Genomic DNA, 347 nt, shown 5'->3' on the forward strand with positions numbered 1-347 from the left:
GCTTTTAATTCAAATACATCATGCATATAACCCATCGTTTGTAATAAGCCTTCTAATGCATTTAACGTTGCGATATGAATCGCCGTTGGGAATGCATCATTTGTTGATTGGGCCATATTTACATGACTATTTGGACTAATATAATGATAGTCTCCCTTTTCCATTCCTAATAATTCAAGAGCACGATTGGCAATGACTTCATTTGCATTCATGTTCATTGAAGTACCCGCTCCGCCTTGGATTGGATCTACGATGAAATGATCATGCCATTTTCCATCAAGAATTTCTTGAGCAGCTTCTGCGATCGCGCCACCCTTGTTTAATTCCAATCTTCCTACATCTGTATT

Annotated in this window: 1 protein-coding gene; it reads right to left on the reverse strand. The window is 38.3% G+C overall.

From position 1 onward, the window contains the following. Positions 1–347 (reverse strand): lyase family protein (locus HMPREF2590_RS09365; protein WP_256325058.1); only part of this gene is annotated, 347 nt, incomplete at both ends.

This window comes from Bacillus sp. HMSC036E02 (genome assembly GCF_001836235.1).
Taxonomy (GTDB): Bacteria; Bacillota; Bacilli; order Bacillales; family Bacillaceae_G; genus Bacillus_A; species Bacillus_A cereus.